Consider the following 19263-nt stretch of genomic DNA (forward strand, 5'->3'; position numbering starts at 1 on the left):
TATCGGGAGAGCTAAAAGCTAAGAGTGAACAGTGAAAAGCTATGCGGCACGGCCGCAGAGAACATGATTCATCCCTTATGCTAATCCTCCCATCTCGCTCGCAGGCGATAGTTTTTCACTTTTCACTGTTTAGTTCTTAGTTTAAAAAGGAGACCCTCATGAAACTATTTCTTGCCATCGTCGTCTGTAAACTTGTCCGCATCATCGGCAAGGCTGTGGGCAAAGGCAGTTCTATGCCGGGGAAAATTGCCCTGAAACTCTGCCCAGACTTGCTCAAACGGTTGACCCTGCCCCCCACCATTGTGGCAGTGACAGGGAGCAACGGCAAAACATCTACCGTGGAAATGATTGGTGCCATTTTCCGTGCCAGTGGCAAAACCTTGGTCTATAACCAAGAGGGCGCCAACCAGACAGAAGGGGTGGTCACCGCCTTGTTGACCCATGCCACATTGGGTGGCAAGGTGAATGCGGATGTGCTTCTTTTAGAGTCGGACGAGCGGTATGCCAAGTTTACCTTTTCCCAGATTCACCCTACCCATTTTGTCATCACCAACCTCTACCGCGACCAGCTGACCCGTAACGGTCATCCCCAATGGGTGGCACGGGATATTCAGGCCGCCTTGCACCCTCAAACCCATTTGATACTCAATGCTGACGACCCCCAAGTATCTTGCTTTGCTGGGGAAAGTGCCGTCACATGGTTCGGTGTAGATGGTGGCGACCACACAGCCCCCACGGGGGTCTATCATGATGGCACCCACTGCCCCAAGTGCCATGGTTTGATGGAGTATACTGCCGTGCACTATAACCATATTGGGAACTATAAATGCACAAATTGTGGGTTTAAACGGGAAAATACCAACTATACCGTGACGGATTTGGATTTGTCTTCTGGGCGGATGGTCATTGACGGGGAAACCCAAATCCAGCTGGCCTTTGCCAGTATTTATCACGTGTACAACACCTTGGCCGCCTATGCTTTGTGCAATTTGTGCGGTGTGGACAAGGGGGTTATCGCCAAAACCATCAATGGTTATCTGCTTCAAAATGGCCGTGTGCAACGCTTCCGATTGGGGGAACATCACGGCACATTGCTCACCTCTAAACATGAAAATTCCATTGCCTATGACACCAATCTGCGCTATATTGCCAGCCAAAAAGAGCTGTGCGATGTGGTGGTGATTGTGGAGGACATCAGCCGCAAATACTTCACCAGCGAAACCAGTTGGCTGTGGGATATCGACTTTAACCTGCTGGACTGTGGCCATGTGAATACCCTCCATTTGGCTGGACAATATGCTCACGATTTGGCACTTCGTATGGAATTTACCACCGTTTCCCCTGAAAAAGTGAAGGTATATCCCACGGTGGAAAACGTGGTGGAATTGTTGAAAACCCCTGCTGCGTCTGGAGATTTACCCCTGTTTGTGGTGACCTGCTTCTCTGACCGAGACAAACTGCTCCGCCACACCACCAAGGAGGTGCAACCATGAATATCACCATTTTACACCTGTTTCCTGACTTGATGAATCTGTATGGCGACTGGGGCAACGTGGCGATTTTACGCCGCACCTTGGAGACTATGGGGCATGACGTGACGGTGGTTTCCCCCAATACTGTGGAGAATGTGTACATTGAAACCGCCGATATGATTTATATGGGCGCTGGCATGGAGCGCCGTAGCCTGTATGCCCTAGAGCTGTTGCGTCCGTATGGGAAGATGTTGCAAACTTTGGTGGAACAAGGGGTGCCCATGGTTTTTTGTGGCACAGCTATGGATTTATTGGGTGCCACCATTACCGATGAAGCTGGCACGGTTCACGACGGTCTGGGGGTGCTTCCCTTCACCGTGACCCACAGCAACCGCCGTCTGGTGGGAGATGTGATGGGCGATTGCCCTGTCACCGACCGTAGCGTGGTGGGCTATCTTAATAGTTGCAGCGTGGTGACGGGGATAGAAACCCCATTGCTGAGCAAGGTGACCTTAGGGAACAGCCATGGGGCAGGCCTGCTTCACCGCAACGTGATGGCATCGCCTTTAACAGGGCCATTGTTGGTGAAAAATCCAGAGCTATTGCGCTATGTCATCACCACATTGTTGACCCGAAAAGGGGTGCATTTTGAGGCGGTACCCCTGTCTGAGCACGCCATGGCTGGTCACGAGATAACGGTGGAAGCATTAAAAAATCGAATTTCTGAAAAAAATTCATAAAAACTGTTGACAAGTTGCCAATTCTCTGCTAGAATACATCTTGTCGCTGCGGGCGTAGCTCATCTGGTAGAGCGCCACCTTGCCAAGGTGGAGGTAGCGAGTTCGAGCCTCGTCGCCCGCTCCATAAAAAAAGAAACCTAAGTCCATTTGGACTTAGGTTTCTTTTTTTATGGAGCATTTGCCTTTTGCGGATTTGTTCATTGGCTGTATTTCGTGGAATGGTGCCCTTTGCTACCTTATGCGATTTCGGGCAGGGCAAATCGATTTTATTCGAGGAGGGCTTCGCCCCCTCGAGCTCCCCCCGTTTGAGCCGCCTTTGGCGGTTGGGTGGCTACAAAGCAAAATTTATGTCAAAAACCCTCAGTGGTAGGCTACGCCTATCACTGAGGGTTTTTCTCTATTGCATGGGGTAAAGATCGCCATCGTCTCATTGTCTACAATGGCAGTGCTTATTTCCGATTCAGCACCAAATCTAGCCCGTCTATGGTGGTGTTGATCACCAGTTCTTCGGGGAAACCAGCTTTTTCTAATGTGGCTCGTGCGCCGTCAAAGCCGCCCACAAAGCTGGCGTAATGGGCATCACTGCCCACAATCACTTTGCAGCCGTACTGGACACATTTTTCCAACATTACCTTGTAATTCTCGTGAGCCCCTTGCCGTAAGGCGTTGCCACCCACCGAGGAGTTGTTCACCTCTAGCACGGTGCCAGTGTCCACGGCGGCGCGTACCACTGTGTCATAATCCAAAGGATAACGTCCATCATCGGGGTGACCGATGATTTTAATCAAGGGGTTTTGCATGGCACCCACAATGGCAGCGGTGCTCTCAGCCATGTTGGCAGGTGGGATACAAGGTGGGTGCAAGCTGGCGATGGCGTAATGGACATTGGCCATGGTGCGCTCGTCAGCATCGGTGTTGCCAGCGTAGTCCATGATGTTCAATTCAACACCGCCAAAGAGGGCAACGCCGTTTACTTCTTTGGGCAAAACCTTGAAATTATGGAAATAGATGTTGTTGACAGAGCCAGGCATAGCCTGTGCGTGTTCGCTAAAGCCGTAGGCCAGCAGACCTGCTTCCTTGGCGGCAGCCACATTTTCTTGTAAGGTGGAGTAAGCGTGACCACTCATGATGGTGTGGGTATGCAGGTCAAATAAAAGCTTCATGTATGCTCCTTTGTCAGGTGAATTAAGGGTTAATAGCCCAGTGTTTCGTGGACGAGAATGATTTCGGTTTTCATAGAGTTGACAGCGTTCCACAACACCACCAGTCCACGGCAGATGCGCTCTGGGCTGTTGCAGTCGTAGCATTTGTCGCCTTTGGCGGCGCAGGGGGTTTTGCGCCCTAACCGCTGGGCGTTTTTGGGCGCTACCACGTTGCGTGCACGCCACAGCGCTTCGTCATAGGTGGGAGAAATTTTATTTTCACCCACGATGATATAGCTGGTGTCGTGACCAAACAAGGTGGAGGCAACGCGGTTGCCAGTGCCGTCAATGTTGATGATTTCCCCTGTCTCAGCCACGCCGTTGGTGGTGCAGACATACACGTTGGTGGTCATGGCGTCTTTGAGTACTTCATGGCCTTGCACGGCGTGCCAAATCACCGTGTTGTTGGGACATAGTGCCTCATATAAGCCCATATCCGTCAGCCCCATAGAGCCGCCAAAGGCCACGGTTTTTTCTTGGATTTGGGTTTGGAGATAAGCGGTTGCCTCAGCGGCAGTGTCAAATTCTTGTACAGAGAAATGTCGTGCCTCGAGATTGGTGCGCAGTGTTGCAAAATCAGCCATAATGATACCCTTCCTTTTGTAAAAGTTACGTCTACCTTATATGGGAGGCGTTATAAATTCCATTGTGCATCTATCAGCATTTTTTGTGCGTCTTTTACGCTGAATCCTCGGCTTTGCTCTGTTTGTATTGCTGTATCCCGTGGGTTGGAACCAGCTTCTGCATAAATTTGATTGGCACCAGAGAGCAGAGAAATAATTTCTGGTTCGTGGACGCCCATGGCACGATTGGGCTTGACGCACAGGGTGCTCACCGCGCAAATCAGTGCCAATTTTACGGCGGTGATTTCACCATGCTGTGCAAGGGGACTGCCTTCAAAGCATATCCGCCGCATCACCGCCATCACATTGACATCATAGTCCTTCGCTCTAAATATTTCTGTTGCAATTTCCTCGCCAGTGTGCTCAGGACCGATGGGCTCCACGCAATAATATAGCTCAAGGCCGCTTTCTTTGATGGCATCCAAGGTGGCAATTCGCTTTTCCACGGTGGCTTGGGTCACCACCCCTTCCCCCAGTCGACAAATGTGATATACCCCTGTGAAGCCAGCGTCTTTCAGCTTTTGGCCATAGGCCACATCAAAATCATCAACGTTGGCAACCAAACGGGTATCGGGTGGAGTGGCGGCGCGCACCGCTTTGCCTATGGTTAAAAAGTCGTCTTTGTGGTATTCGGCGGTGCACATGATAAACACTTCGTTTGCGCCGTCTTGGGTGGCGCAGACTGCCCGTTCCACAATGGATTCCACAGGCATACAGGTTTGTTCTGTCTGCCCGAAATTGTCCACAGCAAGGCGACAAAATTGGCAATTCACAGAACAAGGCGCACAATCAATGCCAATTTGTGCAAAAATCGTGCCTGTATTGTGAAAGGTTTTGCGGGCATATTGGTTGGCTTGCTGGAGGATGGTGTAATACGCAACACCAAACAGCTCCACATCCAACATGGTGACAGCATCCTCGTAGGTGAGGGGAATGTGATTGGCAAGCTTCTCATAAATCTGGTTCATAGTGGTTCTCCTCAATCTAACAGCCCCATTTGCCGTTCTTCCGTGTCCTCTTGGCGGACGATGGCGCCAGCGGCTGGCAATGAGCGGATGCGGTAGCGGCTGGGGTTGGAGATGGGGCTTTGCTCCAAGGTTTCCACTTTGTCTAGCTTATACTTGGGTTTCATCGTGATAACCCCCACCCCTTGGGCAGAGCGTGTGGTTTTGGGGGCAAGCAAAGAGGTGTGGAAGCTGATGGCACGGGGTTCGGTGGAGTAGACCACAATTTCTGTATCTGCCCCGTCGGCAATGGGGAAAATGGCCGCCAGAGGGCTCTTGTCTGCATAGGCCCCTGTCAGCTTACGGCGGTTGGAGGTGGTTTGATAGGCAGAGAGGGCAATGCGAGAGGCCTTGCCGTTTTCAAAGAAGAACACCAGACCGCCGCTGTAGTCGTTGGGCTGTAGGGCGTAAATCACGCTTTCTCCCGCGTCCATCCCCAGCTTGGCAGGCAGATAGTCGCCCAAAAGAGACACCTTGGTGTCGTCAAATTCGCTGAGACGGGTTTTGTACACTTGATGCTGGTCGGTGAAGACCATCAGCTCGCTATTGTTGGTGGTTTCAAAGGCGTAGGCTTCGCCATCGCCATCTTTATATTTGTGTTCCCCACTCATGCGGAGACTTTGGGGGTGACTTTTTTCAAATAGCCCTCTTTGGAGATGAACAGGTGCACAGGGTAATCTTCCACTTCTTCTTGGGCGTTGTAATGCTCCACTTCGTGGTGGAACACGATTTCGGTGCACCGTGGTGCGCCGTATTTTTTGGACACGGCCTTCAGCTCGTCCACCATCACTTGGCGAATCCGCTTTTGAGAGCCTAGCAAATCCTCCAAGTCGTCGATTTCATCGCGCAAAGCATCGGTTTCTTGGACGCGCTTTAAAATATATTGTTTGTTGATGTTGCGGAGTTTGATTTCCGCCACATAGTCGGCTTGGATTTCGTCGATGCCAAAGCCAATCATCAAATTGGGCACCACGTCAGCTTCCACTTCGGTTTCGCGGATGATGGCGATGGCCTTGTCGATGTCTAGCAAAATCCGTTTCAAACCCATCAGCAGATGGAGCTTTTCGCGGCGCTTTTGTAGCACAAAATACACACGGCGGCGGATAGATTCCATCCGCCAAGCTGTCCATTCTTCTAAAATCCCACGGACACCCAGCACACGGGGCATACCTGCGATGAGCACGTTGAAGTTACAGCTGAAAGAGTCTTCCAGTGGTGTCATTTTAAACAGTTTCATCATCAGCTTATCTGGATCGGTGCCACGCTTTAAGTCGATGGTCAGCTTCAGCCCGTTCAAGTCGGTTTCGTCACGCATATCGGCAATTTCTTTGGCTTTGCCAGCTTTGATTAAATCGGCTACCTTATCCAAAATGGCTTCCAAAGTTGTGGAATAGGGAATTTCGGTGATTTCAATCAGGTTTTCACTTTTCACATATTGGTATTTAGAGCGCACCTTCAAGCTGCCACGACCTGTCTCGTAAATCTCACGGAGCACGGCTGTATCGCACAGCAGTTGACCGCCAGTGGTGAAGTCAGGCCCCAGCAGGGTTTCGGTCAAGTCGCAGGCAGGGTTTTTCAAATAGGCCATGGTGGCATCGCACACTTCTTTGAGGTTGAAGCCACAGAATTGAGACGCCATACCCACGGCGATGCCAGCGTTGGCCGACACCAAAATATTGGGGAAGGCAGTGGGCAAAAGGGCTGGCTCTTTCATGGTGTTGTCGTAGTTGTCGATAAAATCCACGGTGTCAGCGTCGATATCGCGGAAAATTTCGGCGCAGATGGGGGCGAGTTTGGCCTCGGTGTATCGGGAGGCGGCGTAGGCCATGTCACGGGAATAGACCTTACCAAAGTTGCCTTTTGATGCCACAAATGGGGTTAAAAGAGCGTTATTCCCTTGGGATAACCGCACCATTGTTTCGTAAATGGCACCGTCACCATGGGGATTTAGCTTCATGGTTTGTCCCACAATATTGGCGGATTTGGTGCGGTTGCCAGACAGTAACCCCATTTTGTACATGGTGTAGAGTAGCTTGCGGTGAGAGGGTTTAAAGCCATCGATTTCGGGGATGGCACGGGACACAATCACGCTCATAGCATAGGGCATATAGTTTAATTCTAGGGTGTCGGCGATGGGTTGTTCCACCACGGCGGCACGGAGCCCCAGCACATTGGGATTGGCTTTGCGGTTGGCGGTGGTATCAGAGGATTTAGACTTTTTTGCCATTGATAGGGACTCCTTTTATGAAATATCGGCCAATTCCAGATACTTATATCCGTTTTCGGCAATGTGTTCTTTTCGGCCTTGGAGATTATCACCCAGCAGTAAATCGAAGGTGGCTTCCATGGCGGCCACATCTTGGGGCATAACCCGAATGAGTCGTCTGGTTTCGGGGTTCATGGTGGTGAGCCACATCATGTCAGGGTCGTTTTCACCCAAGCCTTTGGAGCGGTCAATCTTCACCTTTTTCCCTTCTAGCTTTTGGGTGATGGCGGCTTTTTCAGCGTCAGAATAGGCAAACCATGTTTTGTCACCGCAGTTGATTTCAAACAGGGGGGTTTCGGCAATATACACGTACCCCTCTTGAATTAAGGTGGGTACCAAGCGGTAGAGCATGGCCAGAATTAGGGTGCGGATTTGGAACCCGTCCACGTCACCATCGGTGCAGATGACTACTTTGTTCCACCGCAGGGCAGAGAGGTCGAAAGAGGACAGGTTTTTCACGTGCTTATCTTTCACTTCCACCCCACAGCCCAGCACTTTGAGCAAGTCGGTGATGATGTCGCTTTTGAAAATCTTGCCGTAATCGGCTTTCAAGCAGTTGAGAATCTTACCACGGACGGGCATAATCCCTTGATACTCCGCATCACGGCTCAGCTTGACGCTGCCCAGTGCGGAGTCACCTTCCACGATGTAAATTTCACGTTTGTCCACGTCTTTGGAACGACAATCCACGAACTTTTGCACGCGATTTGCAATGTCAATATTGCCAGAGAGCTTCTTTTTGATATTTAAGCGTGCTTTTTCTGCCGATTCACGGCTTCGCTTATTGATCAGCACCTGCTCGGCAATCCGCTCGGCATCCATGGGGTTTTCGATGAAATAAATCTCCATATTGGTGCGCAAAAACTCGGTCATGGACTCTTGGACAAACTTGTTGGTGATGGCTTTTTTGGTTTGGTTTTCGTAGGAAGTTTGGGTGGAGAAATTGTTGGACACCAAAATGATGCAGTCTTCCACATCGTTCCAAGTGACCTTGCTTTCGCCTTTTTGATACTTGTTGTTCTGGCGCAAATAGCCGTCTAAAGAGGACACAAAGGCAGATTTAGAAGCCTTTTCTGGGCTACCACCATGTTCCAAAAAGCTAGAGTTGTGGTAATGTTCCACCAAGGTGGTCTTGTTGGAAAAGCATACAGAGACGGATAGCTTTACCTTGTATTCGCCCTTGTCCTCACGGTCACGACCCACACGTTCGGTTTGCCAGAATAGGGGGGCGGTCAGGCTCTCTTCCCCAGCGATTTCTGCCACGTAGTCGGCAATGCCGTTTTCGTAGACGAAATCCTCCACGTTGAAGCTGGTGCCAGCTTGGTCACGGAGGCGGAAGGTGATGCCAGCGTTCACCACTGCTTGGCGCTTCATCACATCTTGGAAGTAGGAAAGGGGCACGTCAATGTCGGTGAACACATCTAAATCAGGCATCCAGCGGATGCGAGTCCCTGTTTTTTTCCGAGAGAGAGGGGTTTTTTCCAGTTGTCCCACCACGTCTCCACGCTCAAAGTGGAGGCTATGGGTGAAGCCGTCACGCCAAACGGTCACGTCCATGTAGCGAGAGGCGTATTGGGTGGCGCAGGAGCCAAGGCCGTTTAAGCCCAGAGAATATTCGTAGTTGTCCCCAGTGGCGTCGTATTTGCCACCTGCGTACAGCTCGCAAAACACCAGTTCCCAGTTGAAACGCTGTTCTTTTTCGTTCCAATCCACAGGGCACCCACGCCCGGCGTCTTCCACTTCGATGGAGTGGTCGGCATAACGGGTAACGGTGATCACGTTGCCGTGGCCTTCTTTGGCTTCATCGATGGCGTTGGAGAGAATTTCAAACACCGCATGGGCGCAGCCTTCTAAGCCGTCAGAGCCGAAGATCACACCGGGACGCTTGCGGACGCGGTCCGCCCCTTTTAATGATGAAATGCTGTCGTTGCCGTAATCTTTTTGGGTTTTTGCTTTGGTTGCCATAGTACCTCCTTGTGAAGTCTCTAAGACCCCACGTTAATGTTTATTCATCGTTAGTATACCACAGTTTGAACACAAAGGGCAAGTAAAATACGACGGCAATAGCAGGATTTTCCAGTTTGGTAGTTTTGAGAGTTCTCATAAAAAAAGTGTAAACCAAAAAAGCTTTAAAAAACCTTGAGATAATAGGGTTTTGCACAATTTCCACATAGTTTTCCACAATATTATGTAAACCAGTGGAAACCAGAGAAAAAGAGTGAAAAGCCAGTGGGGATACCACCCTCACAGCTGTTCACTCTTTGTTCTTAATTGTTCGGTTTCATTACTTATCCATGGGGATAAAGGCAATAATTTCCACCATTTCATCGGTATTGTTAATAATGCCGTGTTCTTCACCATTGGTGCATTCGGTGCAATCTCCGGGGTTTAAAATCACATCGGTGCCGTTGTCGTTGTAAGTGGGGTTGCCTTTGAGCACGTAGTAAAACTCGGTTTCATCGGTGTGGGTGTGGTTGCCGATGGAGTGACCGGGGGCGATGGTCACGTGGTTAAACATCCGTGCGTGGTTGTACATTTGCTCGGGAGTGGCCAGCACCTTGCAATCCAGTAGGCCGTTGCCTCCTGCGAGATTGGCTTTGCGCCGTGGACAGTCGTCAGATCTAGTAACCATAAGTGAACGTCTCCTTTTCATGGTGTATATTGGGCAAACACTTTGCCACAATAAATAGTTAATAAGTAGTATAGCACATTGCGAGGGGAAAGTCTAGTAAAAGTGGCTTATTCGTCTAGATTTTTCATGAATTGCAACAAATGATGGACAATGCGTGCAGTCAGCCCCCAAATGGGGTGTCCTGTGTAGAGCCATACAGGCGATTCCACAGGGGCGGTTCTAAAGGGATAGGGATTGGGCACGTTTAGCACATCATAGGGGAAGTCGTCGTGGGTGCGGGGCACCAAATCGTACACGGCAGACAGGGGTTTGGTTTGGGCGAAAAAGGAGAGCGGCACAACAAAGGTGTGGTCTACTTCCTCAGCCGAGGGACGCAAGGCGGATACATCATCCACCACGGCTAAGACAGGGTGGATGAGAAAGCCAGCGGCAGTGGCAATGAAATCTAGTTCGCCCAACACGGTGATGGCGCCACTGGGGATGCCCAGTTCTTCGTGGGTTTCACGCAAGGCCGCTTGGGTGGGGGTTTCACCCTTGTCCATTTGTCCGCCGGGGAAACAAACTTCTTTTGGCTGGGCGCGCAAAGACGCGGCACGCACTTCAAATAAAAGCCCCCACTGGCCATCGTCCATGGTCACCAAAGGACACAACACCGCGAAAGTGCGCTGGGCGCCCATCATAGAGGGGCGGCGGTTGGCAAGGGTTTGCTGTAGGTCATAAATGTTCATTACTTCAATATCCTAACGGCCTGTTGGTGGTTGACGATGTGGGTGGTGGCGGCGCTGGGCGCGTATTCGCCGTCTAGCGCCCAAGGCAAAGCTTCTTGGGTCTCCACATGGACGGCAGAAACATGGCGAAACACCAGTCCTTGGCTGTTGTAGTTTTGGGTTAGCAGTGCACGGACGATATTTTGCAAATCAATCGCGGTTTGGGGGGAAGGAATGAGCAACAGCTCAAAGCGGCCATCGTCAAGGGTGACCATGAGATGGTCAAGGCGCATCAGACCGCCAATGGAGGTGGAGTTGCAGACAGCGCCGAAAAGATATTCGCCGTCTAGGATTTCGTCGTCGGCGGTGACCTTGATTTTATAAGGGCGCAGAGAGGAAATGTCCTTGATGCCTTCTAGCACATAGGCAAAATGTCCCAGCACGTTTTTCATGGCTTGGGGTGCGCTGTATGCGCTTTTGGTGAAGGCGCCAAAACAGGCCACATATACAAAGCTTCGCCCGTTTAACAGCCCCACATCCACCGCCCGTGGCATACTGGCGAGCATGGCTTCGGTGGCGATGACAGGGTTTTGGGAAATGCCCATACTGGTGGCAAAGTCGTTGGTGCTCCCCCGTGGCAAATAGCCAAGGCAGGGTTTGTGCTCCAACTGCATGATCCCAGAAATGGTTTCGTTTAACGTGCCGTCACCGCCACAGCAAACGATGGTCTCCACCTTTTGGCCGTATTGGAGCACAAAATTTGTGGCATCTCCAACTTGGGTGGTGGTGCGAACGGTTAGCGCGTATCCGGCTTGGGATAATAGATCTAATGCTTCTAGCAAGGGCGCAAAGGTGCGGTTAACCCCTGCGGTGGGATTTAAAATAAAAAGTAGTCGTTTGTCCATAGCCGCCTCCTGTGTTGCGGATTTTAAGGAATAGGGGCAACGATACCCCTGTGGATATTACCATAGTATAGCACAAAGTGGTTGGAAAAAACACGCTTTAATTGTTAAAATTTTCTGCAAATAGAAGAAGGTGGTTGCATTTGTTTGTCAGGCTCTGTATACTATAGATGACAGGTCAGCATGGACGCTGGATACCAAGGAGAATTGAGGGCATTGCACATGAGAAAAGCCTCGGAATTAACCCGTATTTGCATGGCGGTATTTTTAACGGCCGCCGCAATTTTATTATTTTATGATAGCTTGATGGGTCAGTCTATGGTGCTGAATTTATTGGGCAAATTAATCGATACATCTGCCCCAGTTTTGGTGGGTGTGGCCTTTGCCTATCTGTTGGCACCTGTGGTGAATTTTTTCGAGTGCCTTTTGTTTGGTGCAGTGGGGTCGACACGGCGTACACGGCTCCCAGCTGGCTTTATGCGTGGGATGTCGTTGCTAGTGACGTGGTTGGTGATTTGTCTGCTGCTCTATTGGCTGTTGTCGGCTGTGTTGCCTGAATTGTACAGCAGTATTTTGCAACTGTTTTCCAACGTGGAAACCTATTATTACACCATTGAAGGTTGGGTGGAGCAAATTTTTGAATTTAGCCCACAATTGGAACAATGGGTCTCAGCCCAGATGGACGAATATTACACGGTGGCGATGTCGTGGTTTAGCGGCAGTTTGTTGCCACAAGCCCAAAATTTGGTAAGCCTGCTCTCTGGCGGTGTGGTCAGTATTTATGTGTTTGCCCAAAATGTGTTTGTGGGCGCCATTGTGTCGGTGTATATGCTGAGCGTGAAAGAAAAACTGGGCGCCCATGGGCGCAAGTTGGTCTATGGCATTTGCAGACAAGAAGAAGTGTATTGGGTGCTCCGTGGGATGCGCCGTGTGGATCAAATTTTCTCTGGCTTTATCCGTGGCAAATTGCTAGACTCCTTTGTGGTGGGTGTGGTGGCCTTTTTCTGCTGTAGTCTGCTGGGCTTCCCCTATGTGCCGTTGCTCAGCGTCATCATTGGGGTGACCAATGTGATTCCCTTTTTTGGCCCCTTTATCGGGGGATTCCCTGCTTTTTCTTGATTTTGCTGGTCTCCCCTGTTCAATCCCTTTATTTTGCCGCGTTTATCTTTGCATTGCAACAGTTAGATGGCAATGTGATTGGTCCCATGTTATTGGGTGATAAAACAGGTCTGCCCGGCTTTGTTGTCATTGCGGCGGTGCTCATTGGCGGTGGCTTCTTTGGAGTTTTGGGGATGTTTTTGGGTGTGCCTGTGGCGGCCTGTATTTATAGTGGCATTCGCTTCTGGTTGGAGTACCGCTTGGAGAAGAAAAATCTCCCCACAGATACGGCCTCTTACACCACCCAAACCTGCCGTCCGCCCCAGCCCAATGGTACAGAAGGACAGAAATGAGGGTGCAGTGTGGTGGACTTTGATAAAAATTTGACAAATTTTCTGTAAATATTTGAAAATCCCTTGCAATGTCCTATTTAGTGGTGTAAAATACAGCGTTGTGACCCTATGGAACGAAATGGGCACAACGCTGTTTTTGTATATAACCGCAAAAACAAGCAATATTATTTGGGCGAAATGCCCCACACCGACCCTTGGTGGCGGTGATGAAAAGGAGAAACCCATGAAAAAGCGCATCCTAGCCGTTTTGATGGCGGCAACCCTCATCGGCACTGTACTCTCAGCTTGTGGAGACAGCAGCCAAGAAACCCCAGAAACCACCACCACACCCAAAGCAGATACCACGTCCTTAGTGGTGGGTATTTCCCAAGATTTAGACAGCTCTCTCGACCCGCATAAAACCGTTTCCGCTGGCACCCGTGAAGTGATGTTCAATGTGTTTGAAGGGCTGGTGAAGCCCACCGCCACAGGGGATATGTCCTGTGCCGTGGCACAAGACTACACCATCGACGACAGTGCCACCGTGTATACGTTCACCCTTCGCGACGGCATCACCTTCCACAATGGACAAGCGGTCACCGTGGACGACGTGGTCTATTCCCTCACCCGTTGCATTGACCCAGAAGAAGCTGGCATCAATGCACTCTCTGGCGTTGCCAGCGTGGAAGCCACCGACGATGCCACTGTTGTGGTCATCTTGACCCAACCTAGTAACGAATTTCTCGCCTACTTGACTGTGGCGATTATCCCTGCCGATTATACCGAGCAGGACACAGCCCCCGTTGGCACTGGTCCTTTTGCGTTTGACTCTCGCACCGCCCAAGAATCGGTGGTGCTCAGCCGTTATGATGGCTATTGGGGTGACGTGGCTGAAATTGAAACGGTGGAACTGCAGGTTTTTGAAAATGCCGACGCACTGGTGCTGAGCCTGCAAAGTGGCGCCGTGGATATGAGTATGCACTTGACTGCCACCCAAGCTGCCCAATTGGGCGACGATTACACCGTCACCGAAGGCACCATGAACTTGGTGCAAGCGCTCTATATCAACAACGCCGTGGAGCCACTGAACAATGAGTTGGTGCGACAAGCCATGAGCTATGCCATCAACCGCCAAGAGATTCTAGACTTTACCTCTGACGGCCTCGGCACCATCGTGGGCTCGAGTATGTACCCAGCTTTTGAAAAGTATTACGATGCTGACCTTGCTGATTACTACGACTATGACGTGGAAAAAGCCAAAGATTTGCTGAGCCAAGCTGGCTATGCAGATGGGTTTGACTTGACCATCACCGTTCCGTCTAACTACACCCCTCACATGGATGCCGCCTTGGTCATGGTGGAACAGCTCAAGCTCATCGGCATCACTGCCACCATCGAGCCTGTAGAATGGGCCACTTGGGTGGAAGATGTGTACGTAGGCCGCAATTATGAAACCACCGTCATCGGAGTGGATGCCTCGTCTTTGACCGCCAGCGCCATGCTCTCTCGCTTTGTGTCCACAGCTGACAATAACTTCATCAACTATGATAACGCTGAATACGACGCTCTGTATCAAAAGGCGCAAGATAGCCGAGACGATGCCGAGCAAGTGCAAATTTTCAAACAAATGCAACTGGAACTGACCCAAACTGCCGCCAACGTCTATATCCAAGACATGGCAGACCTAGTGGTGCACCGCACCGATTTGGATGGCTTCCAATTCTATCCCCTCTACGCCCTAGACCTGTCTGGGCTGTATTTTACAAACTAAGAGCAATCAGATAAGCGGCGGGGGCAAGCCCCCGCCGTCCCCCAGTGTTACGGATGCTTTTGAGAAGGATGCGTCCTTAGCTTTTAGTTTGCGCCCAACGGGTGCATGAAGGGAGCGTTGCATTTGCTGAAACGTTTGTTGATGTTATTGGTGACCATGGTGACGGTGTCGTTTTTGGCCTTCACTGCGTTCACTGTCATTGGTGGCGACCCTGCCACCATTTTATTAGGCACCCAAGCCACCCCTGAAGCGGTGGCGGCACTGCGAGAAGAGTTGGGGCTCAATGCCCCCTTCCTCGTCCAGTATTGGAATTGGCTCACCGCCTTTTTCGTCGGTGATTTTGGGACGTCTTACATCTATAACCAAAGTGTCACCACCTTGCTTGCTGGTAAGGTGGGTCTTAGTCTGCGCCTGTGCGGCTTGGCCTTTGTCATCATTGTGGTGCTGGCCACCCCTGTGGCGCTATTTTCTGTGCGCTATGAAGAGCGGCCAGAACTGCGGTGGCGCTTGCTCCGTGGGTGGGATGTGACCGCCACCCAATTTTCCATGTCACTGCCTCCCTTTTTCTTAGGGGTGGTCATCACATGGGTGTTTTCTGTGGTACTCAAATGGTTTGTGGTGGGCAGTCTGCCTGACATCGCCACCGACCCTGTGGGTCACTGGACGTACCTGCTGTTCCCAGCCATCACCTTGGCGGTGCCACGCATCGCCAAGACGGTGCGGATGCTCCGTGCCACGGTGGTGCATCAAATGCGCCAAGACTACGTCCGCACCGCCATTGCCCGTGGTGCAAACCGAAGCCGTGTGCTCTATTGCCATGTGCTGAAAAATGCGTTGGCACCTGTGGTGAGCTTTTTGGCGCAAACGTTAGCGGAACTGGTGGCCGCCGCCATTGTGGTGGAGCAGGTGTTTTCCTTGCCGGGGCTGGGGCGGATGCTCATCTCCTCTATCGGCAACCGTGACTACGCTGTGGTGCAAGCCATTGTGGTGATGCTGGCGCTGTGGGTGGTGGCTGTCAACGGCATGGCTGACCTGTTTAACACCGCCCTTGACCCTCGTCTGCGGATGGGAGGTGGCAAATGAGTACACAAAATTGGTATTTAAAAATTGGGCGCATTGCCAGTCTAGCGCTGTTGGTGCTGGTTGTTATGGGCTTTTTCTGGACACCGTACGACCCCTCTGCCATGAACAGTTTGGACAAGTTACAAGGGCTGTCTTTGACCCATTTGATGGGCACTGATCATTTTGGTCGCGACATTTTCAGCCGTGTCCTCCAAGGGGCAGGCACCACGGTTACCATCGGTCTTTTGACTGTGGTGATGGGCGCCGTAGTAGGCACTTTGATTGGTGCCATCACAGGGTATTTGGGAGGCTGGGTAGACAGCCTTTGTATGCACGTGTTAGACGTGATTACCGCCTTCCCCAGTGTGCTGTTGGCACTGGTGCTCATCAGCGTGGTGGGCAGTGGGACGACCAATGTGATTTTGGTGCTGGGCATTGTCTTTACCCCCAGTTTTGCACGGGTGACCCGTTCCACCTTTGCCACCTTGCGCACCCAAAACTTCATCCAAAGCGCACGGCTGATGGGGGTGCCCACGTGGCGGATTGTCACGGTGCATCTTCTGCCCAATATTTGGAGCGTCCTGACCCCTTGCCTCACCATTGGCTTTAACAATGCCGTGCTGGCAGAGGCGTCTATGAGCTATCTGGGTGTTGGCGTCTCCCCCACCGACCCGTCTTTGGGGTATATGCTCTCTGAAGCCCAAGGGATGCTGGTGACCGCCCCTTGGTATGCCCTGTCTGTGGGCATGACCATTGTGGTGATGATTTTCGCCGTGGGCTTGTGGGGCGAAGGTCTGCAAAAGGAGGCGGAACGATGATTTTGATTTCAGACTTAACGGTGCAGTTTCATGACAGTGACCGCCGTGCGGTAGATGGGCTAAATTTGACCATCGGCAAAGGGGAAATTGTAGGCTTGGTGGGGGAATCTGGCTCGGGTAAGTCAGTGACCGCCATGTCCATTGCTGGGCTGTTGCCCCGTAGACGATGCACCGCCACAGGCAGCATTGCCATCGGCGGCGAAGAACTGCTGCAAACCAACCGTGAGCAATTACGCACCGTTTTAGGCCGTGATTTGGGGGTGGTGTTCCAATCCCCTACCAGTGCGGTGAACCCGTTGTTCAAAATCGGCAAACAGGTGGAAGAGGTGCTGGTCATCCACACCAAGCTCACCGCCAAAGCGCGCAAGGCCAAAGCGTTAGAAGCCTTGGCGGCGGTGGATTTACCCGACCCAGAGCGTGTGTACAATAGCTATCCCCATGAACTGTCTGGGGGGATGCTTCAGCGTGCCATGATTGCCGCGGCCATCGTCTCCAACCCCAAGCTATTGCTTTTAGACGAGCCCACCACGGCGCTGGATGTGACCATCCAAGCTCAGATTTTGCAATTGCTCAAGCGGCTCAATCAAGAGCGTGGCATTTCCATGCTTTTTATCTCCCACAACTTGGCGGTGGTCAATAAGCTGTGCCACTGTGTGGCGGTGATGCAACGGGGTCATGTGGTGGAGCAAGGGGACACGGAGCAAGTCTTCCACAACCCCACCCACCCCTATACAAAGGCGCTGATTGATGCCATTCCACGGCGGAAACAGGAGGGCTAAGAGATGGACGAGATGGAACAAAACTTGGTGCTAGAAGTGCGCCAACTGTTTGCAGGCTATGAGGAAAAACGCCGTGGCAAAACCGCCAAAATGGGCGTGCTCAACGGGGTGGATTTCATCATTCACGCTGGGGAACGCGTGGGTTTGGTGGGGGAATCAGGCTGTGGTAAATCCACGCTGGCTAAGTGCATTTTTGGTATGGTAACGCCCCAAAGTGGGGAAGTTATTCACCATACAACTGCCCCTCAAATGGTGTTTCAAGACCCATTTACCGCTTTAAATCCAGCCCACACCATCCGTTGGACGTTGGAAGAACCTCTGCGTGTGCAGGGCATCCCCAAGGCAGAACGTGAGACTCGTGTGCTGGAAATGTTGGAGAAAATTGAACTGACAGAGGACATTTTAGACCGCAAGCCTGACACCTTATCTGGCGGTCAGCGTCAGCGTGTGTCCATCGGTGCGGCGCTGATGCAACGGCCTCAATTTATCTTGGCAGACGAGCCTGTCTCAGCATTGGATGTGACCATCCAAGCCCAGATTTTAAAGCTATTAGAGGACTTGGGGGAAGAATTGAACCTGTCCATTTTGTTCATCTCCCACGACTTAAACGTGGTGAGTCAGCTGTGTCACCGTGTGTTGGTGATGGAGCATGGACACATTGTGGAGCAAGGGACGGTGGCGCAAGTTTTTGACCATCCCCAGCATCCCTATACCAAACAATTATTGGCGGTGGAGTGATCATATGAAACGATGGAAAGCCCTTTGTAAATCTAAGCTATGTTGGTGGTTGGTGGTGAACCTTGTGCTCATTGCCGTTTTTGAAATTGCCAAAACCAACCGTACCTTGATGAATTTCTTCACCCAAGAAATCTCCACCCCCGTTGGCAAGGCCATTGGCTCTGTCAGCTATTTGTTCCCATCTTCTGTGATGGAAACCTTGTATGTCACCGCCGCTGGGGTGGGCATGATTGTGCTGGCGCGGTTTGTGGTGGACTTGGTGAGCAAACCACAGCGTTTAAAACGGCTTTTATGCGGTTTTTTAGTGGTTTGTAATTTGGGTTTATCAATCTATGCTGGCTTTTGTGGCCTTTGGGGTGTACAATACTACGGTGACGGGTTTTCAGAGCTGTCTGGTTTAGAGCCTGTAGGTGGCACCACAGAGGAATTGGCCTATGTGATGTACTACTTTGTGTGGCAATTGCACCAAACCTACGACCAAGTGGAACGGGATGAAAACGGCCTTTTCGCCGTGAGCCAAGAGGAGATTTTGGCAGACGCACCTTACGTGTATGACTGGGTGGAAAGCCAGTATCCCTTCTTAGAACACGACGATGCAGTGCCTCGTTCCATGGCGTTTTCTCAGACGATGAGCGAAATGAACTTCACAGGTGTCTACTCGCCGTTCACAGGGGAAGCCCATTTGAATGTAGCCAGTCCAAGTTGCTTGCTGCCTGCCACCATTGCCCATGAATTGGGACATTTGCGTGGCATTGCCCCAGAGGACGAATGCAATTTCCTTGGGGTGTTGGCCTCGGTGACCAGTGGCAATCCCGTGTATGAATACTCAGGCTATCTCTCGGGATATATTTACTTGTCAAACGCCCTTTACAGTCGCAATTATGAGCTGTGGTACGCCATCGCCTCCCAATTGCCCTATGAGGTGACGGTGGATTTGAACGACAACACCGACTATTGGAGCCAATATAAAACCACCCCAGTGGCCACCGTCAGCCAAGGGACTTACGATGCCTTTTTGAAAAACTATGGGCAAACCGATGGCATTCAATCCTATGGCATGGTGGTGGATTTACTGCTGGCCTATTATCTGCCCGTGATTTACGGTGAAAGTGCGTAA

Annotated in this window: 15 protein-coding genes, 1 tRNA gene and 2 pseudogenes; 10 read left to right on the forward strand and 8 right to left on the reverse strand. The window is 51.2% G+C overall.

The features are described 5' to 3' along the window. Positions 1-158: 158 nt before the first annotated feature. The 3 genes from RFF05_RS10980 to RFF05_RS10990 all read left to right on the forward strand — a co-directional run bounded on the left by RFF05_RS10980 (position 159) and on the right by RFF05_RS10990 (position 2336). On the forward strand, positions 159-1493 hold the full coding sequence (locus RFF05_RS10980) for a MurT ligase domain-containing protein (RefSeq protein WP_409967136.1): 1335 nt from the start codon (positions 159-161) through the stop codon (positions 1491-1493). Continuing rightward, positions 1490-2212 carry a hypothetical protein gene (locus tag RFF05_RS10985; RefSeq protein WP_409967137.1) on the forward strand — a complete coding sequence of 241 codons (723 nt, stop codon included), beginning with the start codon at positions 1490-1492 and terminating at the stop codon, positions 2210-2212. The genes RFF05_RS10980 and RFF05_RS10985 overlap by 4 nt, the downstream gene beginning before the upstream one ends. 48 nt (positions 2213-2260) lie before the next feature. Further along, a tRNA-Gly gene (locus RFF05_RS10990) sits at positions 2261-2336 on the forward strand. 325 nt (positions 2337-2661) lie between these two features. Here the strand turns inward: RFF05_RS10990 and RFF05_RS10995 are convergent. The 8 genes and pseudogenes from RFF05_RS10995 to RFF05_RS11030 all read right to left on the reverse strand — a co-directional run bounded on the left by RFF05_RS10995 (position 2662) and on the right by RFF05_RS11030 (position 11551). After that, the gene (locus tag RFF05_RS10995) at positions 2662-3375 is read right to left on the reverse strand and encodes a phosphatase (protein WP_409967138.1); all 714 of its coding nucleotides are present in this window, start codon (positions 3373-3375) and stop codon (positions 2662-2664) included. A 29-nt stretch (positions 3376-3404) separates the two neighbouring features. Continuing rightward, on the reverse strand, positions 3405-3998 hold the full coding sequence (locus RFF05_RS11000; protein ID WP_409967139.1) for a lactate utilization protein: 594 nt from the start codon (positions 3996-3998) through the stop codon (positions 3405-3407). Positions 3999-4048: 50 nt separating this feature from the next. Further along, positions 4049-5005, reverse strand: a complete 957-nt coding sequence (locus tag RFF05_RS11005) for a radical SAM protein (RefSeq protein ID WP_409967140.1) — start codon at positions 5003-5005, stop codon at positions 4049-4051. An 11-nt stretch (positions 5006-5016) separates the two neighbouring features. Then, positions 5017-7268, reverse strand: a pseudogene (locus RFF05_RS11010) (DNA gyrase subunit A). A 15-nt stretch (positions 7269-7283) separates the two neighbouring features. After that, entirely contained in the window at positions 7284-9272 is a 1989-nt protein-coding gene (locus tag RFF05_RS11015) for a type IIA DNA topoisomerase subunit B (protein WP_409967141.1), read from the reverse strand. A gap of 319 nt (positions 9273-9591) precedes the next feature. After that, on the reverse strand, positions 9592-9939 hold the full coding sequence (locus RFF05_RS11020; RefSeq protein WP_409967142.1) for a cupin domain-containing protein: 348 nt from the start codon (positions 9937-9939) through the stop codon (positions 9592-9594). Between the two features lie 107 nt (positions 9940-10046). Continuing rightward, positions 10047-10667, reverse strand: coding sequence for an NUDIX hydrolase (locus RFF05_RS11025; RefSeq protein WP_409967143.1), 621 nt, complete (start codon positions 10665-10667; stop codon positions 10047-10049). After that, positions 10667-11551, reverse strand: a complete 885-nt coding sequence (locus tag RFF05_RS11030) for a diacylglycerol/lipid kinase family protein (RefSeq protein WP_409967144.1) — start codon at positions 11549-11551, stop codon at positions 10667-10669. Before RFF05_RS11030 ends, RFF05_RS11025 begins: the two co-directional genes overlap by 1 nt. A gap of 315 nt (positions 11552-11866) precedes the next feature. On the opposite strand from RFF05_RS11030, the pseudogene RFF05_RS11035 reads away from it, so the two are divergent. The 7 genes and pseudogenes from RFF05_RS11035 to RFF05_RS11065 all read left to right on the forward strand — a co-directional run bounded on the left by RFF05_RS11035 (position 11867) and on the right by RFF05_RS11065 (position 19263). Continuing rightward, positions 11867-12999, forward strand: a pseudogene (locus tag RFF05_RS11035) (AI-2E family transporter). A 223-nt stretch (positions 13000-13222) separates the two neighbouring features. Then, positions 13223-14749: an ABC transporter substrate-binding protein gene (locus tag RFF05_RS11040; protein WP_409967145.1), complete on the forward strand. Its 1527-nt coding sequence runs from the start codon at positions 13223-13225 to the stop codon at positions 14747-14749. Between the two features lie 123 nt (positions 14750-14872). Next, entirely contained in the window at positions 14873-15832 is a 960-nt protein-coding gene (locus tag RFF05_RS11045; RefSeq protein WP_409967146.1) for an ABC transporter permease, read from the forward strand. Then, entirely contained in the window at positions 15829-16629 is an 801-nt protein-coding gene (locus RFF05_RS11050) for an ABC transporter permease (RefSeq protein ID WP_409967147.1), read from the forward strand. Before RFF05_RS11045 ends, RFF05_RS11050 begins: the two co-directional genes overlap by 4 nt. Next, a complete protein-coding gene (locus tag RFF05_RS11055; RefSeq protein WP_409967148.1) occupies positions 16626-17408 on the forward strand; it encodes an ABC transporter ATP-binding protein in 783 nt (260 codons plus the stop codon). Before RFF05_RS11050 ends, RFF05_RS11055 begins: the two co-directional genes overlap by 4 nt. Positions 17409-17411: 3 nt before the next feature. Continuing rightward, the gene (locus RFF05_RS11060; RefSeq protein ID WP_409967149.1) at positions 17412-18146 is read left to right on the forward strand and encodes an ABC transporter ATP-binding protein; all 735 of its coding nucleotides are present in this window, start codon (positions 17412-17414) and stop codon (positions 18144-18146) included. 4 nt (positions 18147-18150) lie between these two features. After that, positions 18151-19263, forward strand: a complete 1113-nt coding sequence (locus RFF05_RS11065) for a DUF3810 domain-containing protein (protein ID WP_409967150.1) — start codon at positions 18151-18153, stop codon at positions 19261-19263.

Origin of the sequence: Bengtsoniella intestinalis (assembly GCF_039719005.1) — a bacterium.
In the GTDB taxonomy this organism is placed as follows: Bacteria; Bacillota; Clostridia; order Oscillospirales; family Oscillospiraceae; genus Oscillibacter; species Oscillibacter intestinalis.

Excerpts from the sequence above, each read along its gene's own strand:
- RFF05_RS10980 (WP_409967136.1), top strand. The coding sequence starts at position 159 with ATGAAACTATTTCTTGCCATCGTCGTCTGTAAACTTGTCCGCATCATC.
- RFF05_RS10985 (WP_409967137.1), top strand. The coding sequence starts at position 1,490 with ATGAATATCACCATTTTACACCTGTTTCCTGACTTGATGAATCTGTAT.
- RFF05_RS10995 (WP_409967138.1), bottom strand. The coding sequence starts at position 3,375 with ATGAAGCTTTTATTTGACCTGCATACCCACACCATCATGAGTGGTCAC.
- RFF05_RS11000 (WP_409967139.1), bottom strand. The coding sequence starts at position 3,998 with ATGGCTGATTTTGCAACACTGCGCACCAATCTCGAGGCACGACATTTC.
- RFF05_RS11005 (WP_409967140.1), bottom strand. The coding sequence starts at position 5,005 with ATGAACCAGATTTATGAGAAGCTTGCCAATCACATTCCCCTCACCTAC.
- RFF05_RS11015 (WP_409967141.1), bottom strand. The coding sequence starts at position 9,272 with ATGGCAACCAAAGCAAAAACCCAAAAAGATTACGGCAACGACAGCATT.
- RFF05_RS11020 (WP_409967142.1), bottom strand. The coding sequence starts at position 9,939 with ATGGTTACTAGATCTGACGACTGTCCACGGCGCAAAGCCAATCTCGCA.
- RFF05_RS11025 (WP_409967143.1), bottom strand. The coding sequence starts at position 10,667 with ATGAACATTTATGACCTACAGCAAACCCTTGCCAACCGCCGCCCCTCT.
- RFF05_RS11030 (WP_409967144.1), bottom strand. The coding sequence starts at position 11,551 with ATGGACAAACGACTACTTTTTATTTTAAATCCCACCGCAGGGGTTAAC.
- RFF05_RS11040 (WP_409967145.1), top strand. The coding sequence starts at position 13,223 with ATGAAAAAGCGCATCCTAGCCGTTTTGATGGCGGCAACCCTCATCGGC.
- RFF05_RS11050 (WP_409967147.1), top strand. The coding sequence starts at position 15,829 with ATGAGTACACAAAATTGGTATTTAAAAATTGGGCGCATTGCCAGTCTA.
- RFF05_RS11055 (WP_409967148.1), top strand. The coding sequence starts at position 16,626 with ATGATTTTGATTTCAGACTTAACGGTGCAGTTTCATGACAGTGACCGC.
- RFF05_RS11060 (WP_409967149.1), top strand. The coding sequence starts at position 17,412 with ATGGACGAGATGGAACAAAACTTGGTGCTAGAAGTGCGCCAACTGTTT.
- RFF05_RS11065 (WP_409967150.1), top strand. The coding sequence starts at position 18,151 with ATGAAACGATGGAAAGCCCTTTGTAAATCTAAGCTATGTTGGTGGTTG.